Origin of the sequence: Cupriavidus sp. OTU4054 (genome assembly GCF_038440175.1) — a bacterium.
GTDB lineage: Bacteria > Pseudomonadota > Gammaproteobacteria > Burkholderiales > Burkholderiaceae > Cupriavidus > Cupriavidus pauculus_D.
On the sequence record NZ_JASATF010000025.1, the window covers coordinates 37,165 to 59,618 of the forward strand.

Consider the following 22,454-nt stretch of genomic DNA (forward strand, 5'->3'; position numbering starts at 1 on the left):
CGCTCAGCCGTGCGCGGCCATCGCGGGCTGGAATTTCTCGAGGCAGTAGCCGAGGCCGCGGACCGTGGCGATGCGGATGCCGCCCACCTCGATCTTCTTGCGCAGCCGGTGCACGTAGACCTCGATCGCGTTGTTGCTCACCTCTTCGCCCCATTCGCACAGATGGTCGACGAGCTGCTCCTTCGATACCAGCCGCCCGCTGCGCGTGAGCAGGATCTCCAGCAGGCCGATCTCGCGCGCGGACAGGTCGAGCAACTGCTCGTTGAGATAGGCGATGCGGCCCACCTGGTCGAATGCGAGCGGACCGTGCCGCATGAGGGTGGCGCCGCCGCCCGCGCCGCGGCGCACGAGCGCACGCACGCGCGCCTCCAGTTCCGAGAGCGCGAACGGCTTGGCCATATAGTCGTCGGCGCCGAGATCGAGGCCCTTGACGCGTTCATCGACGCTGTCCGCCGCGGTCAGGATCAGCACCGGCAGCATGGCCCCGCGCGCGCGCAGGCGCTTGAGCACCTCGAGCCCCGACATCCGGGGCAGGCCCAGATCGAGGATCAGCAGGTCGAAATGCTGGGTGGACAGCGCGGAATCGGCCTCCACGCCATGGCTGACGTGGTCGACGGCATAGCCGGACTGGCGCAGCGACCGGGTCAGGCCGTCTGCCAGAACATCGTCATCTTCGGCGATCAGAATGCGCATGATTTGTCTCCACCCTCGTGCCGGCATGCGGTGGGGCTTGCCAAGCATACTGTTTTTTTATACAGTATCCGACATTCCGCGCGCAGTGCCATTGGTGCGATGCGCAGGGGCCGAATACCGGGGCCGATCCCATCTATATATCGATATCTATCGGGGCGTGCGCCACATTCGGCCTATTTATACACCATTGACTGAAGGACGACCATGGACGACAAGAAGGCGGGCGCCGGCGTGAGCGCGGAGAAGCAAAAGGCGCTTGCTGCCGCGCTTTCGCAGATCGAGAAGCAGTTCGGCAAGGGCTCGATCATGCGGCTCGGCGACGGCGATGTCGAACAGGACATCCAGGTCGTCTCCACCGGCTCGCTGGGTCTGGACATCGCCCTCGGCGTTGGCGGCCTGCCGCGCGGCCGCGTGGTGGAAATCTACGGTCCGGAATCGTCGGGCAAGACCACGCTGACGCTGCAGGCCGTGGCCGAAATGCAGAAGACGGGCGGCACCTGCGCGTTTATCGACGCGGAGCATGCGCTGGACGTCAGCTATGCCAGCAAGCTTGGCGTGAACATCAACGACCTGCTGATCTCGCAGCCGGACACGGGCGAGCAGGCGCTGGAAATCGCCGACGCGCTGGTGCGCTCGGGCTCGATCGACATGATCGTGATCGACTCGGTCGCGGCACTGGTGCCGAAGGCCGAAATCGAAGGCGAAATGGGCGATTCGCTGCCGGGCCTGCAGGCCCGCCTGATGAGCCAGGCGCTGCGCAAGCTGACCGGCACGATCAAGCGCACGAACTGCCTCGTGATCTTCATCAACCAGATCCGTATGAAGATCGGCGTGATGTTCGGCTCGCCGGAAACGACCACGGGCGGTAACGCGCTCAAGTTCTACGCATCGGTGCGTCTCGATATCCGCCGGATCGGCTCGATCAAGAAGGGCGACGACGTGATCGGCAACGAGACCAAGGTCAAGGTCGTGAAGAACAAGGTATCGCCGCCGTTCCGCGAGGCCTTCTTCGATATCCTTTACGGCCAGGGCATTTCGCGTCAGGGCGAGATCATCGACCTCGGCGTGGACGCAAAGATCGTCGAGAAGTCGGGTGCGTGGTACAGCTACAACGGCGAGAAGATCGGCCAGGGCAAGGACAACGCGCGCGAATACCTGCGCGAGAATCCCGATATCGCCGAGGAAATCGAGAACAAGGTGCGCGCCGCGCTGGGTGTGGTGCCGACCAACCCCAACGTCACCAAGGCGGCCGCGACGGCTGACGCCGACAACTGATCGGTCGCAACGACTGACACGCGATTGCCCTCTCCCATGCTGGGGGAGGGCGCTTCATGATTACCCGCCCCCCGCTTTCCCTCAAGGCCCGCGCGATCGGCTATCTGTCGCGGCGCGAGCACAGCCGCGTGGAACTCGCGCGCAAGCTGGCCCCGCATGCCGAATCCCCCGAGGAAGTCGATGCCCTGCTCGACGCCCTCGAGCGCGAGAACTGGCTTTCCAATACCCGCTTTGTCGATAGCCTCGTGCACCGTCGCGCCAGCCGTTATGGCACGGCCCGCGTGCTGCAGGAAGCCAAGACCCACAAGCTCGGCAGCGACCAGCTCCAGGATCTGCAGGAGCGCCTGCGCGAGACCGAACTCGACCGCGCGCGCGAGGTCTGGCGCAAGCGCTTCGGTGAAGCGCCGGATTCCGCCGAAGCGCGTGCGAAGCAGATCCGCTTCATGATGGCGCGCGGCTTCTCGCGGGCCACGATCGGCAAGGTCATTCGCGGCGCGGAAGAGGGCTTCGAGGACCATCCGGACACGGATGACTGACGTCTGATGTGCGGCCGGGAACGCGCATGACGCCGTTGTATACCTGCGCGCACAGCAGGTGTATTCGCCCGCAATTTTGTCGTGGCGCACTGCAGCGCCAAAAACCACACCGACCCGCAAACCGTTGTCACAGTTGGGTTTCACGGCGATGAAGGTGCAACAATCGGCACCGGACAATGCGTTCGGCAGGATGTTCCCGGTGGGAGCGTCGCGGCATGTTAAACTCCTTGGGTTTTTTCGGCCCCCGGCGGCCGCGCGGCTTCAAGCCGCCAGCGCCATGGCCGTCTTGACCCCATAGCGCCGTAACGCCCCGATTCACGATCCTTGCCGGTCCCTGCATCCGTTCGCAGCATGCCCCTCTCCCCGCCCGTCAACCGCGCCCTGCGTCACCGTCGAGCCATCACGGCCGAGGCGTATCTGCGCGAGGATGGCCTGTGGGATATCGAGGCGCGGCTCACGGACACCAAGCCGCGGGACATCCCGCTGGCGGGCGGCGGTGTGCGGCCCGAGGGCGAACCGCTCCACGACCTGTGGCTGCGCGTGACGATCGACCTGCGCATGAACATCGTGGACGCCGAGGCCTGCTCGGACTGGGTGCCGTACCCGACCCACTGCGACACGATCGGGCCCGCTTACCGCAAGCTGATCGGCCTGAACCTGATGCGCGGCTTCCGCAAGTCCGTGCGCGAGCTGCTCGGCAGCGTGGAAGGCTGTACCCATCTGACCGAACTGGCCGGCGTGCTGCCGACCACGGCCATCCAGGCCTTTGCCGGCGACGTCTTCAAGACGCGCGACGACGGCGCGAACGATTCCAACCCCGAACCGCCTTACCAGCTTCACGGCTGCCACGCGCTGCATTTCGAAGGCGAGGTGGTTCGGCAGTTTTACCCGCGCTGGTATGGTTACCAGCCGAAACCCCGGACCTCAGGCTGACCGTCACGGTCGGCCCACAGGCGAGAGCTGTTCGTCTCCCACGAATTTCTCCTTCTTCCCCCTTTTACGCCTACCCGAAAGGAAACACGCATGAATATCCATGAGTATCAAGGCAAGGAAATCCTGCGCAAATACAACGTGCCGGTTCCGCGCGGCATTCCCGCGTTCTCGGTTGACGAAGCCCTGAAGGCTGCTGAGCAGCTGGGCGGCCCGGTGTGGGTCGTCAAGGCGCAGATCCACGCTGGTGGCCGCGGCAAGGGCGGTGGCGTGAAGGTGGCCAAGAGCATCGATGACGTCAAGACCTACGCCAGCAACATCCTCGGCATGCAACTGGTCACGCACCAGACCGGCCCGGAAGGCAAGAAGGTCAACCGCCTGCTGATCGAAGAAGGCGCGGACATCAAGAAGGAACTGTACGTCAGCCTGGTCGTGGACCGCGTGTCGCAGAAGGTTGCGCTGATGGCCTCGAGCGAAGGCGGCATGGACATCGAGGAAGTGGCAGCCCACACCCCCGAGAAGATCCACACGCTGATCGTCGATCCGGCCGAAGGCCTGAAGGATGCCGACGCCGACGACATCGCCCGCAAGATCGGCGTGCCCGACGCGAGCATTCCGCAAGCCCGCCAGGCCCTGCAAGGTCTGTACAAGGCGTTCTGGGAAACCGACGCTTCGCTGGCCGAAATCAACCCGCTGATCCTGACCGGCGACGGCAAGGTGATCGCACTGGACGCCAAGTTCAACTTCGACTCGAACGCGCTGTTCCGTCACCCGGAAATCGTGGCCTACCGCGATCTGGATGAAGAAGACGCCGCCGAAATCGAGGCCTCGAAGTTCGACCTCGCGTACATCTCGCTGGACGGCAACATCGGTTGCCTGGTGAACGGCGCCGGCCTGGCCATGGCCACCATGGACACCATCAAGCTGTTCGGCGGCGAGCCGGCCAACTTCCTCGACGTGGGCGGCGGTGCCACCACCGAGAAGGTGACCGAAGCGTTCAAGCTGATGCTGAAGAACCCGAACCTGAAGGCCATCCTGGTCAACATCTTCGGCGGCATCATGCGTTGCGACGTGATCGCCGAAGGCGTGATCGCTGCCTCGAAGGCCGTGTCGCTGTCCGTGCCGCTGGTGGTCCGCATGAAGGGCACCAACGAAGAGATCGGCAAGAAGATGCTGGCCGACTCGGGTCTGCCCATCATCTCGGCCGACGCGATGGAAGATGCCGCGCAGAAGGTCGTGGCCGCCGCCGCTGGCAAGTAAGCCGGTCCGCCCAACTAGCAAAGGATTACAGCATGTCGATTCTGATCAATAAAGATACCAAGGTCATCACCCAGGGCATCACCGGCAAGACCGGTCAGTTCCACACCCGTGGCTGCCGCGACTACGCGAACGGCAAGAACGCATTCGTGGCCGGCGTGAACCCGAAGAAGGCAGGCGAAGACTTCGAAGGCATTCCTATCTACGCGAGCGTGAAGGATGCCAAGGCGCAGACCGGCGCGACCGTGTCCGTCATCTACGTGCCGCCCGCAGGCGCCGCTGCCGCGATCTGGGAAGCCGTTGACGCCGATCTGGACCTCGTGGTCTGCATCACCGAAGGCATTCCCGTCCGCGACATGATGGAAGTCAAGGACAAGATGCGCAAGCAAGGCAAGAAGACCCTGCTGCTGGGACCGAACTGCCCGGGCCTGATCACGCCGGACGAAATCAAGATCGGCATCATGCCCGGTCACATCCACCGCAAGGGCCGCATCGGCGTGGTGTCGCGCTCGGGCACGCTGACGTACGAAGCCGTGGGCCAGCTGACCGCGCTGGGTCTGGGCCAGTCGTCGGCCGTCGGTATCGGTGGCGATCCGATCAACGGTCTGAAGCACATCGACGTGATGAAGATGTTCAACGACGATCCGGAAACGGACGCCGTGGTGATGATCGGTGAAATCGGTGGTCCGGACGAGGCGAACGCCGCGCAGTGGATCAAGGACAACATGACGAAGCCGGTGGTTGGCTTTATCGCCGGCGTGACGGCGCCTCCGGGCAAGCGCATGGGCCACGCTGGCGCGCTGATCTCGGGCGGTGCCGACACGGCGCAAGCCAAGCTGGAAATCATGGAAGCCTGCGGTATCAAGGTCACCAAGAACCCGTCCGAAATGGGCCGTCTGCTGAAGTCGATCCTGTAATTGCCTTCGGGATCGCGCGTCATGCGGTGATGCCGTTGCCGTGACGTGGGCGGCATGCTCGAGTGTGAGCTGCCGCGCATGCCAGCACGATCGCCGCAGACGTGGTATTTGTTGTCGTCATTGCCCCCGCGCGCGGGGGCAATGTCATTCTGGTGCACCGCATCTCAGGGTATGTCCGGAGGCGTGCATCGCGGGTTTGAAACCGAATCGAAAGGTTCGTACGATAAACCTGCATGTCTGTAGTTTCAGACATCCGAAAGCCCGCAGTCAGCCGTAAAGCGGGCGATGAGTCATTACCGAGAATACGAGGAGCTTTGCCGTGGAATTGTTGTCCAGCAGTGCGTTTTGGATCGCGCTGGGTTCGATCATCCTGACCAATATCGTCCTGTCGGGCGACAACGCGGTCGTGATCGCGCTCGCTTCGCGCAACCTGCCGCCCGCGCAGCAGAAGAAAGCCATTTTCTGGGGCAGTGCCGCCGCCATCATCATGCGCGTGGTGCTGACCGTGGCAGCCGTCAAGCTGCTGACCTTGCCGTACCTGAAGATCGTGGGCGCCATCCTGCTGGTCTACATCGGCGTGCAACTGCTGACCGGTGACGACGACGAGGAAGGCCACGAAGGCAAGGAGAACATCTGGGCCGCCATCCGCACGATTCTGATTGCCGACCTCGTGATGTCGCTGGACAACGTGGTGGCCGTGGCCGCCGCCGCGCAGAAGGGTCCTGAAGGCAGCCAGCTGATGCTGCTGGTGCTGGGCCTGGGTCTGTCGATTCCGCTGATCGTGTTTGGCAGCACCATCCTGCTCAAGGTGATGGAGCGCTTCCCGATCATCATCGTGCTGGGCGCCGCGCTGCTGGGCTACCTCGCCGGCGAAATGCTCGTGAGCGATCCGGTGGATCACCTGTGGTTCGAAGCCAATGTGCCGCACGCCCATCTGGTGTTCGGTATCGCGGGCGCGGCCTTTGTGGTGCTGCTGGGCAAGCTGCTGCAGAAACGCGGCCAGCGTCAGGCGGCCTGACGACGCCAGTCGGTGCGGCGGGTTTGAGCGCTTCAACGGGAGTCTGAAGCGAATTCAGATTCGTCGCATTGCATGATTGCCAAAAGCTCGAAAGGGGCGGTCTTGGGACCGCCTCTTTCCTTTTGTGGATCCGGATTGATGGTGGATTGATGCGGGTACGCAGCGGAGTGCGACAGAGTGTGACCGTTTCATGGCCCTTGCGCTGGGTCAAACGGGTCGGACCGATCCGATGGGGATGATGTGTCACGTTTCACCGTGCCTGGTGAGACGTGTTTCCAACAACATTTCTGAAAGGGTCAACCATGCAATATCCACTTCATGTCGACGGGACCATCCGGCAGTCAATCCGCCACCGGCGCGCGCGCGGAGCGCGAACGCGCCAGCAAGGCTTTACGCTGATAGAACTGATGATCGTGGTCGCGATCATCGCCATTCTGGCGGGCATCGCGATTCCGCAGTATCAGAACTACATCGCGCGCTCGCAGTTCGCGGAGGGCATGAGCCTTGCGTCGGGGCAGAAGGTGGGCGTGACCGAGTCCTACTCGTCGGGCGGCAGTTGCCCCGACAACTCGACGGCCGCGGCGGATGGCATTCCGCTGTTCACCGATATCACGGGCAACTACGTCAAGAGCGTGAAGGTCGGCGGCACGGCCGGGGCGTCAGGCGGCTGCACGATCATCGCGGCGTTCAAGGATTCGGGCGTGTCTTCGGGACTGGCCGGGAAGGACGTGACGCTGACGATGCTCGACGCGGACAAGGGCTCGGTGAAATGGGAATGCCGCTCGTCGGTCGCGGCGAAATATCTGCCGCGTGTATGCACGACGACGGCGTCTGGCGATGTCCGTTGAGCGATTATGGTTAAGTGATGTACGGAGCGCTTTAAATGTATTGAGGCGCTCCGGGTTCGATCGACCCTTCGGAGGGTGCGGGTGCCGAAAATTTGCCGGGGTTCGTCACCGTCATGTGACAAATCCTGTTTCACGGCAGCGGTATACGCGCGTTGGTCTGTCAAAGTTTGTCACCTTGACCCGTGAAATCGGGGAGTTTCGAGCTGGCACGCTCCCTGCATTATAGGGAATGCATCACATGAAACAGGATGTATCGTCCTGTAACGAAATTCTCTTTGAGGGGTCAATTCCTATGCAACGGGTACAACTTAAAAAACTGGGCCGCCAAGCTCAGAAAGGCTTCACGCTGATCGAACTGATGATCGTCGTGGCGATCATCGGTATCCTGGCCGCTATCGCGATTCCGCAGTACCAGAACTACATCGCGAAGTCGCAGGTTTCGCGTGTGGTGGGTGAACTGTCGGCGCTGCGTACGGCTGCTGAGCTGTGCATTACCGACAACAAGATTCAGGTCCCGGCAGGCGGTGCAGCGCCGACGGCCGCGCAATGCGCATGGGGCGCGACGAAGTCCAGCCTCCTCACTGGCGACGGGTACCCGACTGCGGCGCTGGATGCAGAAGTCGACACGCTTACTGGTACGCTTGGTGGCAATGCCTCGACCAAAATCGCTGGTACTAAGATCAGCTGGAACCGGAACAACCAAGGTACGTGGGCTTGCCTAATCACCGGCGCCGGTGACGGTTGGAGCGCATCGTACATCCCCCCGGGTTGCGCAGCTCCCTGATAATTAGCTACACGAGCCCACAGCGAGCCTTTCCCTCGCCCAAGCTGACAAATAGCGCCTCCGGGCGCTATTTCTTTTGGTGCCACGCTATCATGGTGCCTTTTCCTCCACCGGCCGCCTCATGCCGCCATCCCGGGCCTCTCTCCCCGCAGCGGCGATCGTCGTTGCCTTCGCCTTCCCCCTGCTGGTTTCCCGCCACACGCTCCCCCTCGCCACCTTCTATGGCGAATGGGCTGCCGGCGTGCTCGGTCTCGTCCTGATCCTCGTTCTGACCGTCTCGGCGACGAAATCGGGCCTCCCGCAGAGAATCAGATTTTTCCCATGGATTGCGGCCATGCCGTTGTGGTTGATCGCCACCACGCTATTGCAGGCCGCGAGCGGTATGGCCGATATCACCGGTACGCGCGCCATGACGCAGGTGATGCTCGCCCTCGCCGCCGCCATGATCATGGCCGCCTCGTGGATGAGCCAGCGCCAGACCGTGGACCAGCGCGCCGCGATCGTCGATGCGCTGGCCGTCGCGTTTCTCGTCGCCGGCCTGCTCGGCGCCCTCGCCCAGTGGATCCAGGTGTTCCGCCTCGAGCGCGAGATGTTCGGCCTCGTTTCGGAATACTTTCACCCGGCCAACCGCCGCTTATGGGGCAACCTCAATCAGCCCAATCACCAGGCCACCGTGCAGGGCCTCGCGCTCGTGGCATCCGTGTGGCTCGCCGCGCGCGGCGGATTGCGGTTTCCCGCATGGCTGATCGCCGTGCTGCTGCTCGAGACGGGCATCGTGCTGTCGGGCTCGCGCACGGGCGTGGTTCACGTCGGCATCGCGGCGATCTATGCGCTGATCGCGGCGGCCATGGCGCGGCACCGCACACAGGGGACGGGCCCCGCGAACGTGATGCAGCGCCCGGCCGCGCTCGTCGTCACCGCGATCGTGATGGTCGGGCTGCTCGTGATCCTGCAGCCGCTGATCCGCGCGGCGGGGCAGACGTTCGGCTGGCAGCTGTTCGACACCATCGCGCTGATCAAGGGCGGCGGCCAGCTCAGCGGGCGCAATGCACTGTGGGCGCACGCGCTCGCGATGTTCCATGCGCATCCGTGGCTCGGTATCGGCTACGGCGAGTTCGGCTGGGTCGAGTTCCAGCAGCTAGCGGAGGTGGGCGCGCGCCCGGAGATGGCGCTGCACGCGCACAACGCGGTGCTCGACATGCTCGCCAAGACCGGCCTGATCGGTACGGCCGGCGTCGTGGCGGTTCTGCTCGCCTGGGTGTGGCGCGTGGTCCGTGACCGCCTGCTGCGCGCGGGCGCCGAGGAACGCGCGCAGACCGTGATGCTGCTCGTCTGGCTCGCGATGTTCGGCATGCATTCGATGCTCGAATACCCGCTGCATTACCTCTATTTCCTGCTGCCGTGCTGTTTCCTGCTCGGCTGGCTGGAGACGGGCGGTACCGGCGACGCGCGATGGGTGAAGCCGCTCGCGATCGTCGTCGGTGCGGTGGGGCTGGTGGTGCTGGCCACCACGTGGCGCGACTATCGCCGCGTGGAAGCGCGCGAGTACGCCGCCGAGGGATCGCGCGATACGATGCCGCGGCCCGCGTTCTGGTTCGACGCCTACGCCCGCGCGCAGACGGCCGAGGACGCGATCATCACCGCGGACAATGCGCGCGCGCTGCTGCCCGCGCATATCGCATCGCTCCATCTGCTGCCGATGCCGGCGACCATCGCCCGCACCGCGTGGCTCTTCGCGCTGACAGGCGAGCAGGATCGCGCAAGGCTGTGGATGGATCGTCTGCGCTACTACTATCAGGGCGACGAACGCGCGCAGTTTGCATCGCTGGCGAGCGCCTGCGACGAGATGGCGGAAGCGGGCACGCGGGAGGCCGCGGAGCAGCCCCGCGAATTCTGCGCGTGGGTTCGCGCGAAGTCCCGCCGATGGTCGGGCGGCTGAAGGGAGAGGGCGGAACAAAAAAGAGCGCACCGGGGTGCGCTCTTTTTTACGTCACCGCACGTATCCGGGCGGCGGAGGCGGCGGATAGTACGGCTGGTAATTCGGCGGCGGTGCGGCGGCCGCGCGGCGCGGTGCCATCTGCGTGGCCATCGTGCCATACACGGGCACACGATTGCCGCTCGCGTACATGCACTGTGTGTAAGCGGAGTCGTAGCGCTGTTGCGTGCCGTAGCCCGACTCGTACGAATTGCCCGCCCCGACCGCGGCACCCGTGAGCAGGCCGACGCCAGCGCCGACCGCCGCACCGGATCCGCCACCGAACGCCGCGCCGGCGGCCGCGCCAAGCGCCGTGCCGATGGCCGCGCTGCCGACCGCGCTGGCGTTGGCATTCTGCTGGGCCGTGGTGCCGCCCACCTGCCCGAATGCGTACTGACGGCAGCTATAGTCGTCCGCGCGGAACTGGTCGAAGTTCTTGCCGGTGCCCGGCAGCGCCATCACGCTCGGGCCCGACGGCAGCACTGCACAGGCGCCCAGCGCGAGCGTCGCGGCCAGCAGGATAACGATGGAACGGGTTTGCATGATCGTGTTTCCCATGTCTCAGGATCCGGCCGGAGGATGCGCGGGCACCTGCTCCCAGCCGCCTGGGCAGGTCTTGACATACGGGTAGTAGCCTTCCGGCCGCGCGCAGTGGTACCAGTACTGGTTCGCATTCGAATCCTGTCCGGCCTGCGGCGCGCCGCCACCGGAGCCGCCATAGGACTGTCCGCCATAGTTCTGCCCGCCATATTGGCCGGGATCGGCAGGCGCCTCGACCGGATTCCCGTCGGCGCCCTGCTCGATGTACTGCGGCGGCTGCGCCGGCACGGCGACGACGGCCGGCGGCGGATAGTAACCGGGGTAGTAATAGGGACCATAGGCCGGATAGCCCCAGCCCGGCCCCCATCCGGGACCCCATCCCGGGCCCCAGCCCGGCCCGACATACACGCCCACGCCAACACGCGTGCGCGCTTCCGCGGTGCCGCTGGCGATGGTCGCCACCGCCGCCGCCACCGCCAATACGATAAGGCCAATCTTGCGCCCGTTCATGATCGATACCCCAAAGGTGTTCCTTCTATTTAACGCCAATTTGCCTCACGCGGCTGACCGGAAGGCACGTTGGAAATGTGACGTTACCTTTATTACGGGGCAGACAACGGCCGTGACGGATTTGTACTGCTGTCGTCACGCAGCTTAAACGACACGGCTGCCAGACGGGCTTGTATGCCGCAGCCGCTGATCGCACGGTACAGCTTTCCGAATCCCTCCCTGAGCGCCTCCGTGCGTCTGGCGACGGCGTGCCATGCACTCGTCTCGCAAGCGCCACACCCCTCTTCGCGCTCGCAGCGGCCCGCTGATATTTTTGGTAGTTTTGTTCGGAACTTACGTGAAAAGCCCGAGGCCGCCAAATGGATCCAGAGAATTGTGAAGAGTCGGGCGAAGACTTCGTACCGCTTCGTCTGCGGGACGGCAAGTTCAAGACGCCCCAGGAAAAGAAGCGACTGAGCTTGCCGATCGCATCGGAAACTACTGACTGATACCGCGTGATGACGGCTGAATCGACGGAGCCCATGAATACAAGAATCGACGGGACCCTCAAAGCGTGGAACGACAAAGGGTTCGGGTTTATCGCGCCGTCGAAAGGTGGTCAGGACATCTTCGTGCATATCTCGGATTACCCCAAGCAGGGTGGTCAGCCGAAGGTTGGTGAGTCACTAACGTTCCTTGTCATGCTCAACAAGGATGGCAAGAAGAAGGCCATCTTTGTTCAACGGCCCGGCGTCAATCCGACAGGGTCACCTCGAGGTCGTGCGCAATCGCCAGCCAGCAAAGGACGGTCCATCGGCCACCGTCTGCTTGGATTCATCGCTGCCGCCGTCCTCGTCGCTGTTGGGTACAAGTACGTTGCCCCGAAATTCGGCCCGTCCGAAACACTGGCCTCCGATTCGATCCAAGCGCCAACCTCGGAGGCGGCTAGCCCCTTTCAGTGTGATGGACGGAAATACTGTTCCCAGATGACTTCTTGCAAAGAGGCCAAGTACTTCCTGAAGAACTGTCCAAACACCGAAATGGACGGTGATGGCGATGGGACCCCCTGTGAGTCTCAGTGGTGTACGAGTATGTTTTCCCGATAGGTTACCTTGGGGCAGGGTGCCCTTATGTCATCACCGAACCAAGTCGGTCGGGATCAAGGGTTCGCCACCCAGTCTCCCGACTTGCCGCCGTGCTTCTCCAGCAACCGCACATTGCCGATAACCATCCCCCGGTCCACGGCCTTGCACATGTCGTAGATCGTCAGCAGGGCGACCTGCACGCCCGTGAGCGCTTCCATCTCGACGCCGGTCTGGCCGTGGGTTTCGGTGCGGACGATGCAGGCGATGGTCGAGCTGGGCGGGTCCAGGGCGAAGTCCACGGCGACCTTGGTCAGGCCGATCGGGTGGCAGAGCGGGATCAGGTCCGATGTGCGCTTGGTCGCCATGATGGCCGCCACGCGCGCGATGCCTAGCACGTCGCCCTTGCGCGCGTTGCCGTCGCGCACCAGCGCGAAGGTTTCCGGTTCCATCGTGATGGTGCCGGTAGCCACCGCGACGCGGTGCGTGCTGGCCTTGTTGCCGACGTCCACCATATGTGCCTGGCCGGCCTTGTCGAAGTGTGTGAGCTCGCTCATGACGGGAAAGGTGTGAAGGTCTGGTGTGAAAAAGCGCGGGAAGGGCTTGCCCGATGGGAACGGGCAGCGCAGGCCGCTATCATAGCAACATGCCCGATTTCCCATGGTCCGGGAGCCCCATCCGCCGCCCCGGTCGCCCTGCCTCCACCGCCGCGCCTGCCATGCGCGCGGCGCCGCGTCTGCGCGTTCGCGTGCTGGCGGCGGCGCTCGTGTTGACGATGTCGGCGCCGGCGTGGCCGCAGGCGCCGATGGGCGCACCGCCGCCGGCGCGGCCGACGCAGGCCTCGCTGCCGTCGCTGGCCGCTCCCGCGGGCACAGGGAGCGGCGCGGGATCGCAGGCCCCGTTCGGCATGGCCTCGCCGAACGACGGCGATGCCAGCGATCAGGTCTACGACAACCTGAACCGCAGCGTCCGCGCGGGCCAGAAGTCCGAGTTCGGGCTGCGCACGAACAATCCGGTCGTGGAAAGCGGCGGCATCCAGCTGCCCGACCTCGGCGACCCGTCCAGCGCGAGCCTGTCGCCCGACATGGAGAAGCGGCTCGGCGACCGCATCATGCGCGATATCCGCCGCGACCCCGACTACATCAGCGACCCGCTGATGTCCGACTACCTGAACGCGCTCGGCTACCGCCTCGTGCAGGCCGCGCGCAAACAGAACATCTCGGGCTCGGCCGGCGGCGGTACGTTCACCACGGGGTTCGAGCTGTTTGGCGTGCGCGATCGCACGATCAATGCATTCGCGCTGCCCGGCGGCTATATCGGCGTGCATACGGGCCTGCTCGTGCAGTCGGAAACCGAGTCGGAACTCGCCTCGGTCCTGGGCCACGAAATCGGCCACGTGCTTCAGCGCCATATCGCGCGCGGCATCACGAGCCAGGACCAGTCGATGTGGATCGCGCTCGCGGCGATGGTGCTGGCGGGCCTGGCCGCGACCAAGAGCGGCGACGCGGCCGCGGCGCTCGCGATGGGCGGGCAGGGTGCCGCCATCGCGAACCAGCTGTCGTTCTCGCGCGGCGCCGAGCGCGAAGCCGATCGGGTCGGTTTTCAGATCATGACCGCGGCCGGCTTCGATCCGCAGGGCATGCCCGATTTTTTCGCGCGGCTGCAGCGTGTGATGGGCATCTCCGAAAGCTCGGTGCCCGCCTACGTGCGTACCCACCCGCTGACGTCCGAGCGCCTTGCCGACATGCAGGACCGTGTGCGCCACGTGACGGCCCGCAAGGTCGGCAACACGCCCGAGTACGAGTTCGCGCGCGTGCGGGCCCGCGTGATCCAGGACAAGGACCGCGCGGACCTCGTGGCCTCGCGCTCGACATTCCAGAACCAGATGGCTACCGCGTCGCCCGTGCGGCTGCCCGCGCTCTATTACGGCGTGGCGTTCGTCGAACAGCGGCTCCAGCGCTATCAGAAGGCCGACGAGGCGCTGATGGAAGCGCGCCGCCTCTACGGCAATATTCCGGGTGCGGCATCGGGTAGCCCGATGCTCGACGTGATGGCGATCCAGCTCGCGCTCCAGGAAAAGCGGCCCCAGGATGCGATGAACCAGGCCACCGCCTCGCTGCGCGCCTATCCGCTCTCGCATGCGGTGGCGCTGAATTACGCCGACACGCTGCTGGCCACGGGGCGGCTCGACGATGCGGTGACGTTTATCCGCTCCCGCACGCGCGAGGAATCGTCACGTAGTGAATGGTGGGATCTGCTCGCGCGCGCGTACGCCGCGCAGGGCAAGCGGCTGCAGCAGCATCAGGCGCTGGCGGAGAAGTATGCGATGGATGGCTCGTACCAGGCGGCCATCGAGCAGTTGCAGATCGCGCGCAAGGCCGGCGACGGCGACTTCTACACGCTGTCCGAGGTCGATGCGCGCCTGCACCAGCTCGAACGCCAGTTCCGCGAGGAAAAGCAGGACAACAAGGGGATGCCGAACTGACCGGCACGCGTTATGTGACCGGCTTTATGTGGCCGGTGGGGCGGGAGTTTTCCGGAAGCCGAATCGCTGGGGTACCTCGTCCTCCGCGATCGGCGCGATCTCGAAGTCCCTGCCGCCGAAGTGGAACACGCCGAGCGCCGCGCCACAGGCCTCGCCATGCCACGTGCTCGTGCTGGCAAACGCGTCGAGGTCGTGGTCGTGCAGCAGCGCGACCTGCTCGCCATCGACCCCGTCCACCGTTCCCGTCATCAGCACGTTGCCGTGCTCGTCCGCGAGGCAGGCACTCGGCGAAAACGCGAGATCGCTGGTCGTCCGCAATGCGCCGTCGTGCAGCCGCACGATCCACGGCGTATAGCCAAGCGACACGAATACGCGCTGGGGGCCGTTCTGGAAGAACCAGCCACCCGTTTCGTCGCGCTGATAGTTGCGTTCGATAAAGGCGATCAGCGCCGCATGGCGAATCGGATCGCCGGACAGCCCGTGCTGCTGGGCGTACTCGTTGCGCATGCGCCATTGGCCGCGCCGGTCGAGCGCGAGCCAGCCGTAGCAGTTCGGCACATTGGGCCAGCGCGCCATGGCCGCCTTGACGATCTCATCCATAACCGCTGTCTCCTGTCTTTTTTATGCCGCGCCGTCGAAGAATCGCAGGATGCGTGCGGGCAGATAGTCGAGGTGTCCCGCCACCGGCAGCAATGGCAGCTGCCCCAGCAGTCCGCCGCGCGGTGTCATGAAGCCGACGTGGCCGCCATAGGCGGGCTGGTCGAGCACCACGTCGTCGCTCACGTCCGCCGGGCCCGGCAGATGGTGGCCGGGCAGGAACGGATCGTTGCGCGCGTTGAGCACGAGCGTCGGCACGCGAATCTCGCCGAGTATCGGCTTGCTCGCGGCGCGGTGCCAGTAGTCGTCGGTATCGCGAAAGCCGTGCAGCGGCGCGGTAACCACGTTGTCGAACGCGTAGAGGTCGCGGCTCGCGAGCATCGTGGCGCGATCGAACAGACCCGGGTACTGGCCGAGCTTCGCGAGCGACTTGCGCTTGAGCGTCTGCAGGAACATCCGCGTATAGACGAGGTTGAACCCGCGCGAGAGCGCCGCGCCGCCGGCCGCGAGGTCGAGCGGCGCCGAGACCGACGCGGCTGCCGAGACGAAGCCCGCGGCGTTGCCATCTTCGCCCAGATAGCGCAGCAGCGCGTTGCCGCCGAGCGAGATACCGACCACGAGCAGCCGCCGCGCGGGATCGATCGCATGCAGCCGCTGCAAGACCCAGCGAATCTCGGCCGCATCGCCCGAATGATAGAAGCGCGGGGCCAGGTTGATTTCGCCCGAGCAGCCGCGGAAATGCGGAATCACGCCCGCCCAGCCGCGCGCGCGCAACGCGTCCATCAGCGTCTGCGCGTAGTGGCTGTCGGAGGCGCCCTCGAGGCCATGGAACATGACCACGAGCGGCGCGTCGGGCTGCGTGGCGTGCGTGGTCCAGTCGAGGTCGATGAAGTCGCCGTCCGGCGTGTTCCAGCGTTCGCGCCGGAACGTCAGGCGCGCGTGGCGCGTGAAGCGTGCCGCCAGAATCGTCTGTGCATGGCCGCCGCGCAGCCACCATGGCGTATGGAAGTCGTCGCCGAACGCGGGGGCGGCCATGGGGATTGCCGACATGGCGGAAGACTGCGTCAGTGCAGCGCCTGTCCCGGTGCGGCTGCGACGGTGGCGACCTGCACCGCGTTGGCGGGGCTGCAATGGATATGGGCGAGGCGCCAGCCCTCGTGGTTCTGCATCAGCACGTACGTGGTGTGCACGTAGAGGTCCGCCTCGACGCGATCCGCGCCGAAGCGCAGCGCCTCGGTCACGTCGAAGATGGACACGCCGAGCGATGCATGGCTGCTGGTCTCGATCGCGTCGATCAGGACCGGCTGGGAGTCGAGCAGCGTCGTGAAGGCCTGGCGCAGATGCTCGTGCCCGATCAGCCGCTGGCCGTCCGGGAGCACGCAGGTCACCGAGTCCTCGTCGAGCCATAGCCGCAGCGCGCCATCCGCATCGCGCAACTTCATGGCTTCGCGAAAGGCTTCGACGATGTCTTCGGCGGAATCGAACAGGCGGGCGAAACGTGGCATGGTGGCGTGTCAGGGATTCAGGGCGCTGGCTTCGGGAGCGTCGTCACGGACCGCTGTCACGGACGCAGGGACCGTTGCAACAGCTTGCGAAGCTCGACGAACACCATCTCGGGTCCGATATCTTTCAGGCAACGCAGGTGTCCTAACGGGCACTCGCGCTTGAAGCAGGGACTACACTCGAGCTGAAGCCACATGATACTCGCTGCCTGTGACAGCGGGGGCGTATGGCGGGGATCGCTGGAGCCGTACACGGCCACCTGCGGGCGATTCAGTGCCGCGGTCACGTGCATCAGGCCCGAATCGTTGCAGACCGCGGCCTCCGACAGCGCGAGCAGGTCCACCGCGTCGTCGAGCGAGGTCTGGCCGCAGAGGTTGCGCACGAACGGCGCGCCCGCGACGATCTCGTCGGCGATCTCGGCGTCCTTGCCCGACCCGAGCGCGATGATCTGCGCGTAGGGGAACGAGCGGCGCAGCATCTGCGCGAGCTCCGCGAAGTGGGCGGCGGGCCAGCGCTTGGCCGGACCGAATTCGGCGCCCGGGCAGAACGCGATGACGCGGGTGTGCGGCGCAATGTCGAAGCGCGCCGCGGTGGCCGCCATTCGCGCGGGGTCGGTGCGCAGGCGCGGCTCGGGCAGATCTTCGGGCAGGCGCGCGCCGGGCTTGAGCGCCAGGCGGGCGTAGTGCTCCACCATCGGCGGGCGGTGGTCGCGCGGCGGGTTGGCATGCCGCACGTTGAGCATGCCGAAGCGCGCCTCCCCGCGGTAGCCGATACGCAGCGGAATGCCGGCGAGCCATGGAATCAGCGCGGACTTCAGCGAGTTCGGCAGCACGTAGGCGATGTCGTAGCCTTCGTTCTTGAGCTGCTGGGCGAACATCAGGCGTGCCGACAGCTGCAGCTTGCCGTGCGCGAGGTCGCTCGGGAACACGCGGCCGATCTCGGGCATGCGCGTCAGGACCGGCGCCACCCACTTGGGCGCGAGCGCGTCGATTTCGAGACGCGGATGACGGGCCTTGATCAGCGAGAACAACGGCTGGGCCATCAACGCGTCGCCGATCCAGTTGGGGGCGATGACGAGAGCTTTCTTCATGAATGACGGCGGCGCCAGCGGCAACGGCCGGCTAACCGGGCGTGCCGGTTGCCAGCCATGGATGCGGGTTGCGCGACGAGGCGGCCGCGGTTCAGTGGTGACCCTTCAGCACGGTACCGGGCTTGAGCTTGTACACGGTACCGCAATACGGGCACTTGACCTCGCCGGTATCGGCCACATCGAGGAACACACGCGGGTGGTAGTTCCAGGCGGGCGTATTGCCGGTGGGGCAGTGCAGCGGAATGTCTTCCGCGCCGATTTCGACGACGGTGGCGGTTTGGGTCATGGTGTTGCCAGTTGCAGGGGTGTTAGCAATCGGGGCGGCGCGCGGGTCTCAGACCAGCGTCAGCCACTTCTTGTACTTTTCATCGGTGCCGCCGACGGCGGCGAAGAACGCTTCCTGGATGCGCTGCGTGACCGGGCCGCGGCGGCCTTCGCCGATGACGCGGTCATCGAGTTCGCGGATCGGCGTGACTTCGGCGGCCGTGCCCGTGAAGAACGCTTCGTCGGCGCAGTACATCTCGTCGCGCGTGATGCGCTTTTCGCGCACCTCGATGCCGAGGTCGCGCGCGATCGTCAGCGTGGCGTCGCGCGTGATGCCGTCCAGGCACGAGGCCAGGTCCGGCGTGTAAATCACGCCGTTGCGCACGATGAACACGTTCTCGCCCGAGCCTTCGCTGACATAGCCGTCGGTGTCGAGCAGCAGGGCTTCGTCGTAGCCGAGGCCCGTCGCTTCCTGGTTGGCCAGGATCGAGTTGATGTAGTAACCGCTCGCCTTGGCGCGCACGAGCGACACGTTGACGTGGTGGCGCGTGAACGACGAGGTCTTCACGCGGATGCCGCGCTCCATGCCTTCTTCGCCGAGGTACGCGCCCCAGGGCCATGCGGCGATGGCCACGTGGATCGTGTTGCCGCGGGCGGAGACGCCGAGCTTCTCGGAGCCGATCCAGACCAGCGGGCGGATGTAGCAGGATTCCAGATTGTTCGCGCGCACCACTTCGCGTTGCGCGGCTTCGAGCGTCGGCTGGTCGAACGGCATCTCCATCTGGAAGATCTTGGCCGAGTTGAACAGGCGGCGCGTGTGCTCCTTGAGGCGGAAGATCGCGGTGCCTTCCGGCGTCTTGTAAGCGCGTACGCCTTCGAAGACGCCCATGCCGTAGTGCAACGTGTGGGTCAGCACGTGGATCTTGGCGTCGCGCCATTCGATCAGCTTGCCGTCCATCCAGATTTTGCCGTCGCGATCCGCCATCGACATGGTTGGTCTCCTGAGCACCAGAAAAAATCGAAAGATCGCCATTGTAAGCCGCGAGGCCTTGCGTGCCAACGCGGGCCCTTGTGGATCTACAATCGCACCTTCCCGACCCACCCCCCGCACGCGTGCGTCCGACTTCCGAGCTTTCCGCCTCCACCGACCCCAATACCGATACCGGCACGCCCCCCGCCGAGGATCGCTGGGAATCGGCGCTGGGCGCGCTGCAGGCGCTGGCCGGCGGCGACGCGGCCCCGGAAGCCCCCGGCGCCGGACGGCGCCTGATCTGGGCGCTGACGTTCGACGCCGACGGCGAGGTGGGCACGATCGAGCCGATGGAGCAGGCGTGGGGCGCGCGCGGCTGGGGCAAGCCCCGGCCCGTGCCGCTCGCCCGCGTGGCCGAGGATGACACGCTGCCGCCGTGGGACGCCCGCGTGGCGCAGGCCGTGCGGCGGGACGCCTCCCGCAACCGGCGTTATGTGCTGGACCGCGCCGCCGCCATCATGGCGCTGGTTGGCCATCCGGCCGTGGTGCTGGCGCACGCGCCGACGGTGCCCGTGGAGGTGCTGGAGTCCTCGCCCGCGCTGGAGGCGGTGCGCGAGGAAGACCGCTTCGTGCTCCGCATCGTGCCGCCGCTGCGCCAGGCGCGCGCGATGGAGGACTTTCTGCCGGCCGCCGCGCGGCAGGAAGCCGAGGCGCTGCGGCAGATCACCGTGCTGCAGGACGGCCCGCGCCGCCTGCGCATCGTGCGGTTCACGCCCGCCCAGCAGGCCGCGGCGCGGCTGATCGCCGATGGGCTCGCCGTCCCCGCCAGCGCGCAGGCGCGGCTGGACGGCACGCTGCGGGCGCTTGCGGGCCATTTCCAGATCCATGCCGATGGCGCCGGCGACGCGCGCGAACGCGATCCCGATTCGCGCCTGCGTGCCGAAGTGGCGCCGGTGGGGCGTGGCATCAGCCTCCGGCTGGTCGTGACGCCGCTGGGCGCCATGGGGCCGCGCCTCGCGCCCGGACATGGCCGCGCGCAGCTGATGGCGACCATCGGCGTGGAAACGCTCGCGACGCGCCGCGACCTCGATGCCGAATTGGCTCACGTGGCCGAGGTGTTCAACGCGCTGCCGTGCCTCGTGCGGCAGGCGCCGGGCAGCGGCGAACTGGTGTGGACGCTCGACGATCCCGAGGACGCGCTCACGGTGGTGGAGACGCTGCCGGGGCTGGATGGCGTGATCGATCTCGAATGGCCGCGGGGCCGCGAGATTCGCGTCATACCGGCCGATCTGCCGCAACTTGCCGTGAGCGTGGAAACGGGCAGCGAGTGGTTCAAGCTGGTCGGCGAACTGCACGTGGCCGAGGGGCTCGTGCTGTCCCTGCAAAAACTCGTGGCCTGGGCGCACGGCCACGCGGGCCGCTTCATGGCGATGGAGCACGGGGTGTACGTCGCGCTGACGCGCCAGCTGCGCGACCGGCTGCGGGATCTCGCCGCCGTCGGGGACGCCGTGCGCGACGGCATTCGTGTGCCGCTGGTGGCCACGCCCTGGCTCGACGACGTGCTCGCCGGGGCCGGCATCGACCCCGACGCGCACTTCCGCACGCGCATCAAACGGCTGCGCGAGGCCCGCGAGGCCGATATGCCGGTGCCCGCCACGCTGGCCGCCGAGCTGCGTCCGTACCAGCTGGAGGGCTATCGCTGGATGATGTCGCTCGCCCGGGCCGGTCTCGGCGCCTGTCTGGCCGACGACATGGGGCTCGGCAAGACGCTGCAGGCGCTCGCCGTGCTGCTCGCGCGCGCGGCGGAGGGGCCCGCGCTCGTCGTGGCGCCGACATCGGTCTGCGGCAACTGGGCCGCGGAGGCGCGCCGCTTCGCGCCCTCGCTGCGGGTCCACGTCTATGCCGATGGCGATCGCACCGCCATCGTCGAACAGGCCGGCGCGCAGGATGTGGTGATCGTTTCCTATACGCTGCTCCAGCAGGCGCGCAAGGCGTTTTGCGAGCGCGCGTGGCACACGGTGGTCGCCGACGAGGCGCAGTCGTTCAAGAATCCTTCCTCGCGCCGGGCGCAGGCGATGTTCGCGTTGCAGGCGGACTGCCGCATCGCGCTGTCGGGGACGCCCGTGGAGAACCGGCTGGCCGAGCTCTGGGCCGTCATGCGCTTCTGCAATCCGGGCCTGCTCGGTTCGCTCGTCCGCTTCAACGAGCATTTTGCGAACCCGATCGAGCGCAATGGCGCACGGGATCCGCGTGCGCGCCTGCGCCGCATGATTGCGCCGTTCGTGCTGCGGCGGACCAAGGCGCAGGTGCTCGACGAACTGCCGCCGCGCACCGAACTCGTGATCCGCGTCGCCCCCGAGCCCGCCGAGGCCGCGCACTACGAGGCGCTGCGGCGGCAGGCGCTCTCCGAAGCCGAGCGCGCGCTGCTGCAACCGAAGGAACAAGGCCGGCGCCGCGTCAGGCGCGCGCGGCTGCCCGAGCCCGAAGCGCGCATCCACATCCTCGCGCAGCTGATGCGCATGCGCCGCGCCGCGTGCGACCCGCGCCTGGTGACACCGGAGATCGGGCACGCGGGCGCGAAGGTGCGGGCGTTTGCCGATCTGGCCGCCACGCTCGCCGCCAACGGGCACCGCACGCTCGTGTTCAGCCAGTTCGTCGACTTCCTGCAGCTGCTGCGGCAGGCGCTCGACGAGGCGGGGCTGGCGTGGCAGTACCTCGATGGCGCCACGTCGGCCGACGAACGCACGCGGCGCGTGGCCGCCTTCCAGGCGGGCGAGGGCGACGTCTTCCTGATCAGCCTGAAGGCCGGCGGCTTCGGGCTCAATCTCACGGCGGCCGACTACGTCGTGATCGCGGACCCCTGGTGGAACCCCGCTGCCGAGGATCAGGCGATGGGCCGCGCCCACCGTATCGGCCAAAGCCGTCCCGTCACGGTCTACCGGCTGATCACGGCCGGCACGATCGAGGAGCGCATCGTCGATCTGCATCTGGGCAAGCGCGCGCTGGCCGAAGGGGTGCTGGACGCCACCGCAGGGGAAGCGGTGGGCAGGGAGGCGGCGTTGCCCGATATCGACGAGCTCGTGGGATTGCTGCGCCGCTGATTAACGCGAGTCAAGGCGCTTGACTCTCAAACGGTATACAAATTGCCGCTTATGTTGCTGCCTGCTGGTGCGGTGCGATATGCCCGCGGCGCCGTTTTGG

22 protein-coding genes are annotated in these 22,454 nt (G+C 66.1%); 12 read left to right on the forward strand and 10 right to left on the reverse strand.

The annotated features are described in order from the left end of the window. Positions 1-3: 3 nt before the first annotated feature. Complete coding sequence (locus tag AAHB16_RS25015) at positions 4-693, reverse strand: response regulator (RefSeq protein WP_150372749.1); 690 nt, start codon at positions 691-693, stop codon at positions 4-6. Between the two features lie 204 nt (positions 694-897). Here AAHB16_RS25015 and recA point away from each other — a divergent pair, with 204 nt between their 5' ends. The 9 genes from recA (at position 898) to AAHB16_RS25060 (ending at position 10,197) form a co-directional block, all read left to right on the forward strand. Next, entirely contained in the window at positions 898-1,968 is a 1,071-nt protein-coding gene (gene recA, locus AAHB16_RS25020) for a recombinase RecA (protein ID WP_150372748.1), read from the forward strand. Positions 1,969-2,024: 56 nt separating this feature from the next. Beyond that, entirely contained in the window at positions 2,025-2,504 is a 480-nt protein-coding gene (gene recX, locus AAHB16_RS25025; RefSeq protein WP_150372747.1) for a recombination regulator RecX, read from the forward strand. A 351-nt stretch (positions 2,505-2,855) separates the two neighbouring features. After that, complete coding sequence (locus tag AAHB16_RS25030; RefSeq protein ID WP_150372746.1) at positions 2,856-3,437, forward strand: DUF2889 domain-containing protein; 582 nt, start codon at positions 2,856-2,858, stop codon at positions 3,435-3,437. Between the two features lie 90 nt (positions 3,438-3,527). Next, on the forward strand, positions 3,528-4,694 hold the full coding sequence (sucC, locus tag AAHB16_RS25035) for an ADP-forming succinate--CoA ligase subunit beta (protein WP_150372745.1): 1,167 nt from the start codon (positions 3,528-3,530) through the stop codon (positions 4,692-4,694). A 32-nt stretch (positions 4,695-4,726) separates the two neighbouring features. Continuing rightward, positions 4,727-5,608: a succinate--CoA ligase subunit alpha gene (sucD, locus tag AAHB16_RS25040; protein WP_150372744.1), complete on the forward strand. Its 882-nt coding sequence runs from the start codon at positions 4,727-4,729 to the stop codon at positions 5,606-5,608. A gap of 319 nt (positions 5,609-5,927) precedes the next feature. After that, on the forward strand, positions 5,928-6,626 hold the full coding sequence (locus tag AAHB16_RS25045) for a TerC family protein (protein ID WP_150372743.1): 699 nt from the start codon (positions 5,928-5,930) through the stop codon (positions 6,624-6,626). A 302-nt stretch (positions 6,627-6,928) separates the two neighbouring features. Next, entirely contained in the window at positions 6,929-7,474 is a 546-nt protein-coding gene (locus tag AAHB16_RS25050; RefSeq protein ID WP_150372742.1) for a pilin, read from the forward strand. Between the two features lie 292 nt (positions 7,475-7,766). After that, positions 7,767-8,258, forward strand: a complete 492-nt coding sequence (locus tag AAHB16_RS25055) for a pilin (protein ID WP_342052285.1) — start codon at positions 7,767-7,769, stop codon at positions 8,256-8,258. A 334-nt stretch (positions 8,259-8,592) separates the two neighbouring features. Beyond that, positions 8,593-10,197, forward strand: coding sequence for a PglL family O-oligosaccharyltransferase (locus tag AAHB16_RS25060; protein WP_342052268.1), 1,605 nt, complete (start codon positions 8,593-8,595; stop codon positions 10,195-10,197). Between the two features lie 51 nt (positions 10,198-10,248). On the opposite strand, the gene AAHB16_RS25065 is transcribed toward AAHB16_RS25060, so the two are convergent. Then, positions 10,249-10,776 (reverse strand): YMGG-like glycine zipper-containing protein, encoded by a 528-nt coding sequence (locus AAHB16_RS25065; protein ID WP_150372739.1) that lies wholly within the window; start codon positions 10,774-10,776, stop codon positions 10,249-10,251. Positions 10,777-10,794: 18 nt separating this feature from the next. Next, positions 10,795-11,283: a hypothetical protein gene (locus AAHB16_RS25070; RefSeq protein WP_342052269.1), complete on the reverse strand. Its 489-nt coding sequence runs from the start codon at positions 11,281-11,283 to the stop codon at positions 10,795-10,797. 521 nt (positions 11,284-11,804) lie between these two features. Between AAHB16_RS25070 and AAHB16_RS25075 the strand changes: the two genes are divergently transcribed. Beyond that, positions 11,805-12,368, forward strand: coding sequence for a cold shock domain-containing protein (locus tag AAHB16_RS25075; RefSeq protein ID WP_342052270.1), 564 nt, complete (start codon positions 11,805-11,807; stop codon positions 12,366-12,368). Positions 12,369-12,421: 53 nt separating this feature from the next. Here AAHB16_RS25075 and moaC read toward each other — a convergent pair whose 3' ends face one another. Next, positions 12,422-12,901, reverse strand: coding sequence for a cyclic pyranopterin monophosphate synthase MoaC (gene moaC, locus AAHB16_RS25080; protein ID WP_150372736.1), 480 nt, complete (start codon positions 12,899-12,901; stop codon positions 12,422-12,424). Between the two features lie 161 nt (positions 12,902-13,062). On the opposite strand from moaC, the gene AAHB16_RS25085 reads away from it, so the two are divergent. Continuing rightward, a complete protein-coding gene (locus AAHB16_RS25085) occupies positions 13,063-14,829 on the forward strand; it encodes a beta-barrel assembly-enhancing protease (protein ID WP_342052286.1) in 1,767 nt (588 codons plus the stop codon). Between the two features lie 24 nt (positions 14,830-14,853). Here the strand turns inward: AAHB16_RS25085 and AAHB16_RS25090 are convergent, their stop codons facing one another. The 6 genes from AAHB16_RS25090 to AAHB16_RS25115 form a co-directional block, all read right to left on the reverse strand. Then, entirely contained in the window at positions 14,854-15,429 is a 576-nt protein-coding gene (locus AAHB16_RS25090) for a DUF2946 family protein (protein WP_342052271.1), read from the reverse strand. Positions 15,430-15,450: 21 nt separating this feature from the next. After that, positions 15,451-16,476 carry a YheT family hydrolase gene (locus AAHB16_RS25095; RefSeq protein ID WP_150372733.1) on the reverse strand — a complete coding sequence of 342 codons (1,026 nt, stop codon included), beginning with the start codon at positions 16,474-16,476 and terminating at the stop codon, positions 15,451-15,453. 14 nt (positions 16,477-16,490) lie between these two features. Further along, positions 16,491-16,931 carry a YybH family protein gene (locus AAHB16_RS25100; RefSeq protein WP_150372732.1) on the reverse strand — a complete coding sequence of 147 codons (441 nt, stop codon included), beginning with the start codon at positions 16,929-16,931 and terminating at the stop codon, positions 16,491-16,493. Positions 16,932-16,987: 56 nt separating this feature from the next. Next, positions 16,988-18,019, reverse strand: coding sequence for a lipopolysaccharide heptosyltransferase II (gene waaF / locus AAHB16_RS25105; protein ID WP_150372731.1), 1,032 nt, complete (start codon positions 18,017-18,019; stop codon positions 16,988-16,990). A gap of 91 nt (positions 18,020-18,110) precedes the next feature. Beyond that, on the reverse strand, positions 18,111-18,305 hold the full coding sequence (locus AAHB16_RS25110; RefSeq protein ID WP_061954896.1) for a zinc-finger domain-containing protein: 195 nt from the start codon (positions 18,303-18,305) through the stop codon (positions 18,111-18,113). 48 nt (positions 18,306-18,353) lie between these two features. Next, positions 18,354-19,274 carry a branched-chain amino acid transaminase gene (locus tag AAHB16_RS25115; RefSeq protein WP_109582010.1) on the reverse strand — a complete coding sequence of 307 codons (921 nt, stop codon included), beginning with the start codon at positions 19,272-19,274 and terminating at the stop codon, positions 18,354-18,356. 122 nt (positions 19,275-19,396) lie between these two features. Between AAHB16_RS25115 and AAHB16_RS25120 the strand changes: the two genes are divergently transcribed. Further along, complete coding sequence (locus AAHB16_RS25120) at positions 19,397-22,354, forward strand: DEAD/DEAH box helicase (RefSeq protein ID WP_342052272.1); 2,958 nt, start codon at positions 19,397-19,399, stop codon at positions 22,352-22,354. Positions 22,355-22,454: the final 100 nt, after the last annotated feature.

Bases quoted from the DNA above. Each gene is read 5' to 3' on its own strand.
- AAHB16_RS25015 (WP_150372749.1), bottom strand. From the start codon at position 693: ATGCGCATTCTGATCGCCGAAGATGACGATGTTCTGGCAGACGGCCTG.
- recA (WP_150372748.1), top strand. From the start codon at position 898: ATGGACGACAAGAAGGCGGGCGCCGGCGTGAGCGCGGAGAAGCAAAAG.
- recX (WP_150372747.1), top strand. From the start codon at position 2,025: ATGATTACCCGCCCCCCGCTTTCCCTCAAGGCCCGCGCGATCGGCTAT.
- AAHB16_RS25030 (WP_150372746.1), top strand. From the start codon at position 2,856: ATGCCCCTCTCCCCGCCCGTCAACCGCGCCCTGCGTCACCGTCGAGCC.
- sucC (WP_150372745.1), top strand. From the start codon at position 3,528: ATGAATATCCATGAGTATCAAGGCAAGGAAATCCTGCGCAAATACAAC.
- sucD (WP_150372744.1), top strand. From the start codon at position 4,727: ATGTCGATTCTGATCAATAAAGATACCAAGGTCATCACCCAGGGCATC.
- AAHB16_RS25050 (WP_150372742.1), top strand. From the start codon at position 6,929: ATGCAATATCCACTTCATGTCGACGGGACCATCCGGCAGTCAATCCGC.
- AAHB16_RS25055 (WP_342052285.1), top strand. From the start codon at position 7,767: ATGCAACGGGTACAACTTAAAAAACTGGGCCGCCAAGCTCAGAAAGGC.
- AAHB16_RS25060 (WP_342052268.1), top strand. From the start codon at position 8,593: ATGCCGTTGTGGTTGATCGCCACCACGCTATTGCAGGCCGCGAGCGGT.
- AAHB16_RS25065 (WP_150372739.1), bottom strand. From the start codon at position 10,776: ATGCAAACCCGTTCCATCGTTATCCTGCTGGCCGCGACGCTCGCGCTG.
- AAHB16_RS25070 (WP_342052269.1), bottom strand. From the start codon at position 11,283: ATGAACGGGCGCAAGATTGGCCTTATCGTATTGGCGGTGGCGGCGGCG.
- AAHB16_RS25075 (WP_342052270.1), top strand. From the start codon at position 11,805: ATGAATACAAGAATCGACGGGACCCTCAAAGCGTGGAACGACAAAGGG.
- moaC (WP_150372736.1), bottom strand. From the start codon at position 12,901: ATGAGCGAGCTCACACACTTCGACAAGGCCGGCCAGGCACATATGGTG.
- AAHB16_RS25085 (WP_342052286.1), top strand. From the start codon at position 13,063: ATGCGCGCGGCGCCGCGTCTGCGCGTTCGCGTGCTGGCGGCGGCGCTC.
- AAHB16_RS25090 (WP_342052271.1), bottom strand. From the start codon at position 15,429: ATGGATGAGATCGTCAAGGCGGCCATGGCGCGCTGGCCCAATGTGCCG.
- AAHB16_RS25095 (WP_150372733.1), bottom strand. From the start codon at position 16,476: ATGTCGGCAATCCCCATGGCCGCCCCCGCGTTCGGCGACGACTTCCAT.
- AAHB16_RS25100 (WP_150372732.1), bottom strand. From the start codon at position 16,931: ATGCCACGTTTCGCCCGCCTGTTCGATTCCGCCGAAGACATCGTCGAA.
- waaF (WP_150372731.1), bottom strand. From the start codon at position 18,019: ATGAAGAAAGCTCTCGTCATCGCCCCCAACTGGATCGGCGACGCGTTG.
- AAHB16_RS25110 (WP_061954896.1), bottom strand. From the start codon at position 18,305: ATGACCCAAACCGCCACCGTCGTCGAAATCGGCGCGGAAGACATTCCG.
- AAHB16_RS25115 (WP_109582010.1), bottom strand. From the start codon at position 19,274: ATGTCGATGGCGGATCGCGACGGCAAAATCTGGATGGACGGCAAGCTG.